The organism is Cupriavidus sp. 01L46 (assembly GCF_056399905.1).
The window spans coordinates 1-5,576 of sequence record NZ_JBFTSF010000369.1 but is presented as its reverse complement, the minus strand read 5'-3'; the positions used below and the strand labels follow the sequence as shown (position 1 = coordinate 5,576).

Genomic DNA, 5,576 nt, shown 5'->3' with positions numbered 1-5,576 from the left:
GTTGGTTGCCTGTGCGATAAAGATCGCTGCCATGGTGTAGTAGATGCACTGGCCATCGGGGTTGAAGGTGAGGCCCGCCGGCACCACCAGCCCGACGACAGGCTTCGACACGCCAACGTTCTCCAGCTTGCGCATCAACTGCGGAATGACGGATTCCGACGAACTCGTTCCCAGCACGGTCAGGATTTCGTCCTTGATGTACTTCAGGAATTGGAACAGGCTGAATCCGCAGATGCGGCAAATGGCACCCAATACAATCAGCACAAAGAGCGCGCAGGTCCCATACATGGTGGCGACCAGCTTGCCAAGCGAAGCAATCGAGCCAAAGCCATACTTGCCCACCGTGAATGACATGGCGCCGAACGCGGCAACCGGCGCGAAGCGCATGATCATGCCGACGATCGCGAACATGGCATTGGCGAACGCGTCCAGGGCGGCGACAAACGGCTTGCCGCGCTCTCCCAGATGGGCCAGGGCCACGCCCATGAATACCGAGAACACGAGGATCTGCAGGATGTCGTTCTTCGCGAGCGCATCGACAATGCTCATCGGCACGAGGTTGAGCAGGAAATCCATGACGCCTTCGTGCTTCACCTGTGCCGTATAAGCGGCAATGCTCTTCGTGTCGAGCGTCGCCGGGTCGACGTTCATGCCGTGACCGGGCTGCACCACGTTGACCACGATGACGCCGAGCAGCAACGCAAACGTCGACAGCACTTCGAAGTACAGCAAGGCGCGCCAACCTACCCTGCCGAGGTCTTTCATGCTTTCCATCCTGGCGATGCCGAGCACGACCGTCGCGAAGATGACGGGTGCAAACACCATCTTGATGAGGCGGATGAAGATATCGCCAAGTGGTTTGAGCTCGCTGCCGATATGGGGCATGAAGACGCCCAGCAGAATGCCCGCCGCCACGGCAATGAGCACCTGGACATACAGTGAGCTGATGAGTCGCCTGAGTCGCCCGAGTCGCCTTTTCATGATGTCTCCTACGGCGACGCACTTGCAGCGCAGCCTGTCTTGCCTTCCTCAACTGAATGCGGCCGACGTCTTCGCGGCGGCCGTGCCGCTTGGTCAGTCCATGCTGACGTGCGCCTCTTTGACGAGCTTGCCGAAGCGGATGACTTCGTCCTTGATCTGGGCCGTCATCTGGGCCGGGGTGTTGCCGACCGGTTCTGCGCCGATGGCAGCGAATTGCTTTTTCACATCGGGGAGTGCCAGGGCCTTGGTGATTTCCATGCCAAGCCGGTTCACGATCTCAGGTGGTGTTCCCGCGGGAGCAAGGATGCCGAACCAGGAGGCGATGTCGAAGCCTGGCAAGCCGGACTCGGCAAGGGTCGGCACATCCGGCAGTGCGGAAGAGCGCCTGGCCGTGGCGACCGCCAGCGGCTTGAGCTTGCCCGCCTTGATGTAAGGCAGCGCGGACGACGCCGTGTCAAACATCATCGACACCTGGCCGCCCATCAGGTCGGTGATGGCCGGGGCGCTCCCCTTGTAGGGAATGTGGACGATGTGGGTGCCGGTCTGCGCCTTGAATTGCTCGCCGATCAGGTGATGCGCCGTGCCGTTGCCATTGGACGCGTAGGTCAGCTTTCCTGGGTTGGCCTTGGCATAGGCGACCAGCTCCTGCACGTTCCTGGCCGGGAAGCTTGGGCTGACGACGAGCACGTTCGGCACGATGGCAACGACGGAGACCGCCGTCAGATCTTTCTGGACGTCGTAGGAGAGCTTTTTGTAGACATTCGGTGCGATGGTGTGATGCACCGCGCCCATGAGCAGCGTGTAGCCATCTGGCGCAGACTTTGCCGCGGCGTCCGCGCCGATGGTGGCGCCAGCGCCCGGCCGGTTTTCGATGATGACGGGCTGGCCCAGCGCCTGCGTGAGCTTTTGTCCCACGGTGCGGGCAAGGACGTCGGTGGTGMCCCCAGGGGGAAACGGGACAATGAGGCGAATGGGCTTKGTGGGATATGCCTGGGCGAAAGCGGTGCCGGCGCCCAGAGCGAGGGCGAGGGCGAACGCAGCCACCGCAGTCCGGATAACGGATTGCATGCCTGTCTCCTGATGGCATTCTTGATGGGCCGGCCCATGGCAGGGCCGGCACGGTGCGGGGCACCTGTGCCGGTGCTAACCCGCTAGCGGTTTGCCGCGGCGCGGCAAGCCGCGCTTCTTTTCCGGCTTCAGGCCGCCTTCCTGACCGGATCGGCCAACACCTTGCAGATGGCTTCGGTGACCGACGCGGTGGTCGCGTTGCCGCCCAGATCCGGGGTGAAGACACCGTTGGCGGTGATCTGCTCGATGGCTGCCATCAGGCTGTCCGCCGCGGGCTTCTCGCCCAGATGCTCGAGCATCATGGCCGCGGTCCAGAAGGTGGCGATGGGATTCGCCACGCCCTTGCCCGTGATATCGAAGGCGGAGCCGTGGATCGGTTCGAACATCGACGGGAACAGGCGTTCCGGGTTCAGGTTGGCGGTCGGTGCGATGCCGAGGCTGCCGGACAGCGCCGCGGCCAGGTCGGACAGGATGTCGGCGTGCAGGTTGGTCGCGACCACCACGTCCAGCGTATGGGGCTTCAACACCATGCGCGTGGTCACGGCGTCAACCAGTTCGCGGTCAACCTTGACGTCCGGATAGTCCTTGGCGACTTCGTAGAAGATCTCGTCCCACATCACCATGCCGAAGCGCTGCGCGTTCGACTTGGTCACCAAGGTGAGGTGTTTGCGGGGGCGCTTCTGCGCGATCTCGAATGCGAAGCGGTGGATCCGTTCGACACCGGCGCGCGTGAAGACAGCGGTTTCCGTGCCGGTCTCGATGGGCAGGCCACGGTGGGTACGACCGCCGTTGCCCGCATACTCGCCTTCCGAGTTCTCGCGGATGATGACCCAGTCGATGTCCTTGCCATTGGCCAGCGGGCTCTTCACCCCTGGCAGTACGCGTGCGGGGCGCACGTTGGCGTATTGGTCGAAGCCCTGGGCAATCGGCAGGCGCAGGCCCCACAGCGACACGTGATCGGGCACGTTCAAGGCGCCCACCGCGCCAAAGAAGATGGCGTCGAACTGCTTCAGGCGTTCCAGCCCGCCTTCGGGGATGTAGTAGCCTTTCTCCAGATAGTAGTCGGAGCTCCACGGAAAATGCTCGACGCTCAGCTTGAAGCCGCCATCTTGCCCCGCCAGGGTCTCCAGCACTTGCAGACCGGCAGAGATGACTTCCGGGCCAATGCCATCGCCAGGGATGGCTGCAATCTTGTATTCACGCATCGCGTTGCTCCTCTCATTGTTTTCCACACACCAAAGGCCGCTTTCCACCGCCAGGTAAGCCGGCGTCCTTCTGTGACCTGACTATCGTTGAAAACCGAGGGAGTAAGATGAACTGTATTTCAAACTAATATTAACTTGAGGTTGAAGATGGGACAGCCTTCGGAACTTGCTTTCTTCGCCGGCCTGGCCAAGGCGGGTAGCCTGTCCGCAGCAGCGCGTGAACAAGACGTCACCCCCGCAGCCGTCAGCAAACGGCTAGCTCAAATGGAGAAGCGGCTTGGGGTGCGGTTGCTGAACCGGACCACGCGGCGCATCGGCCTGACCGCCGAGGGGGAGGTCTACCTCGAGCACGCCCGGCGCCTGCTCGCGGAGATCGAGGATCTCGACCAGCTGATCTCCAGCAGCCATGTGGCGCCGCGAGGAACACTGAGGGTCAACGCTCCCCTGGGGTTCGGGCGAACCTACATTGCGCCCGCCATATCCGATTTCGCCAAACGATATCCACAGATGGAGGTGCAACTCCATCTGACGGACAGGCCGATGAACCTGGGTGACGAGGGATTTGACATAGGGATCCGCTTCGGCGAGATCCCGGACACACGCCTGATGGCGCGGAAGATTGCCGACAACCGGCGCCTGGTCTGCGCCGCGCCCTCGTATCTGAAAGCCCACGGCACACCGGTCACGCCGCACGATCTGACGCAACATCAATGCATCGTGCTGCGCCAGAACGATTCTGCCTATGGCATCTGGCGCTTCGCCAAGGGGAAGAAGACGGAAACGGTAAAGGTACGTGGCGCCCTGAGCAGCAATGACGGCGAAGTGACGCTGACGTGGGGCTTGGCCGGGCAAGGGATCTTGCAGCGCGCGGAGTGGGACCTTGCCAAGTACCTCCGAAGTGGCCGCCTGGTCTTGCTGCTCGAAGACTACGCCTTACCACCCGCCGACATATTTGCCGTCTTTCCGGAACGGCTGAACATGTCGGCCAAGGTCCGGGCGTTCCTCGACTTTCTCGTTGCGCACTTTGAAGGGAAACAGCTCAGGGCACGTGGGGGTACCACTTCTTGGTAAACATAAACAGCCTGGCAATGAGGCCGGCGCCAGCACGACGAAGATGGCCTGCCCGTAGCCGCCTCACCGCCGCCCCCCGATCCACCGCACAATCTCCCCAAACACCGGCATATCCATCGGCACCGACAAGTCCAGCGCCAGGCAGCGGCGGTAGTACGGGCTGAGGTCCAGCCCCACGCCAAGCCCCAGCACCTCCACGTCGCGCAGCGTCTCGTTGCGCGCCACCACCTCCTTCAGGTGGTTGTCCAGGTAGAACGCATCGTTGGCTTGCCCCGTGGCGCTGTCCATCGGGCTGCCGTCGGATACCACGATCAAGATCCGGCGGGTCTCGGCGCGCGCGAGCAGCCGAGCGCACGCCCAGTCGACCGCCTCGCCGTCCACGCCTTCGCGGAACAGGTCGGCCTTGAATAGCGCGGCGATGTTGGCGCGGGCGCGCCGCCAGCTTGTGGCGGCGTCCTTGAACACCATATGGCAGGCTTCATTCAGCCGCCCGGGATGCGCGGGCCGGCCGCGGGCCAGCCAGTCGAGCCGGGCGCGGCCGCCATTCCACGCGCCGGTGGTAAAGCCCAGCACCTCGCTGGCCACGCCGGCCTGGTCGAGCGCGCGCGTGAGGATGTCGACCATCATGGCCACCGGCTCGATATGCGCTTTCATCGAGCCCGAGCAGTCGATCAGGAAGCTCACCGCGCAGTCCGCCTGCAGCCGGTGCCGCTCCTGCCGGAACAGCCGGCGCTCGGCCGGCGAGCTGACCAGTTGCGCGAGGCGCCGGCCATCGATGCGGCCGTCTTCCTCGCCGAAGGACCAGCCATCGCGCTGCGGCACGGCGAGCGATGCCGTCAGCGCGCGCGCCAGCCTTGCCACGTTGATGCGTTGCTCGGCGATGCGCCGGTCGAGGCGTTCGCGGTACTCTGCCAGCAGATCCTTGCGCACCAGCGTGCCTGGGACGATTTCCCGGTCGTAGCGCGTGGTGTAGGCGCGGTAGCCTTGGCCGGCCGCGTGCAGCACGCGGCTGTTGCCAGTGGTGGCCATGGCCATGGCTTCGAGTTCATCGTCCTCGCCCCCGAGCGCCAGTGAGAACGCCACGCGCACGGTTTCGTTGTCTTGCGCCGCTTCGTCATCGTCTTGCGCCCCGTCCGCGCGCGTGGCCCGCAGCATCTCGCCCACCAGCCGAGCCAGCTCGCGTGCATGGACGGCAAACGCGCCCTGCTGCCCACGGTGCCGGCGCAAGCCCGCCAGCGGCACGCCGAGCAC

5 protein-coding genes are annotated in these 5,576 nt (G+C 64.0%); 1 reads left to right on the top strand and 4 read right to left on the bottom strand.

What is annotated here, in order from left to right; genetic code table 11:
• The 3 genes from AC1DS3_RS34510 to AC1DS3_RS34500 form a co-directional block, all read right to left on the bottom strand.
• Positions 1 to 981: cation:dicarboxylate symporter family transporter (locus AC1DS3_RS34510; RefSeq protein ID WP_477128943.1), on the bottom strand; the 981-nt coding region annotated here is incomplete at its 3' end.
• 93 nt (positions 982 to 1,074) lie between these two features.
• A complete protein-coding gene (locus tag AC1DS3_RS34505; RefSeq protein WP_477128942.1) occupies positions 1,075 to 2,049 on the bottom strand; it encodes a tripartite tricarboxylate transporter substrate binding protein in 975 nt (324 codons plus the stop codon).
• A gap of 128 nt (positions 2,050 to 2,177) precedes the next feature.
• Positions 2,178 to 3,254 carry a tartrate dehydrogenase gene (locus tag AC1DS3_RS34500; RefSeq protein ID WP_441641470.1) on the bottom strand — a complete coding sequence of 359 codons (1,077 nt, stop codon included), beginning with the start codon at positions 3,252 to 3,254 and terminating at the stop codon, positions 2,178 to 2,180.
• A gap of 147 nt (positions 3,255 to 3,401) precedes the next feature.
• Here AC1DS3_RS34500 and AC1DS3_RS34495 point away from each other — a divergent pair, with 147 nt between their 5' ends.
• Positions 3,402 to 4,325, top strand: a complete 924-nt coding sequence (locus AC1DS3_RS34495) for a LysR substrate-binding domain-containing protein (RefSeq protein ID WP_441641469.1) — start codon at positions 3,402 to 3,404, stop codon at positions 4,323 to 4,325.
• 63 nt (positions 4,326 to 4,388) lie between these two features.
• On the opposite strand, the gene AC1DS3_RS34490 is transcribed toward AC1DS3_RS34495, so the two are convergent.
• Positions 4,389 to 5,576, bottom strand: a 1,188-nt coding sequence (locus tag AC1DS3_RS34490; RefSeq protein WP_477128941.1) for a cobaltochelatase CobT-related protein, incomplete at its 5' end; no start/stop codon positions are given.

Coding starts and splice junctions, on each gene's coding strand:
- AC1DS3_RS34495 (WP_441641469.1), top strand. CDS start 3,402: ATGGGACAGCCTTCGGAACTTGCTTTCTTCGCCGGCCTGGCCAAGGCG.
- AC1DS3_RS34500 (WP_441641470.1), bottom strand. CDS start 3,254: ATGCGTGAATACAAGATTGCAGCCATCCCTGGCGATGGCATTGGCCCG.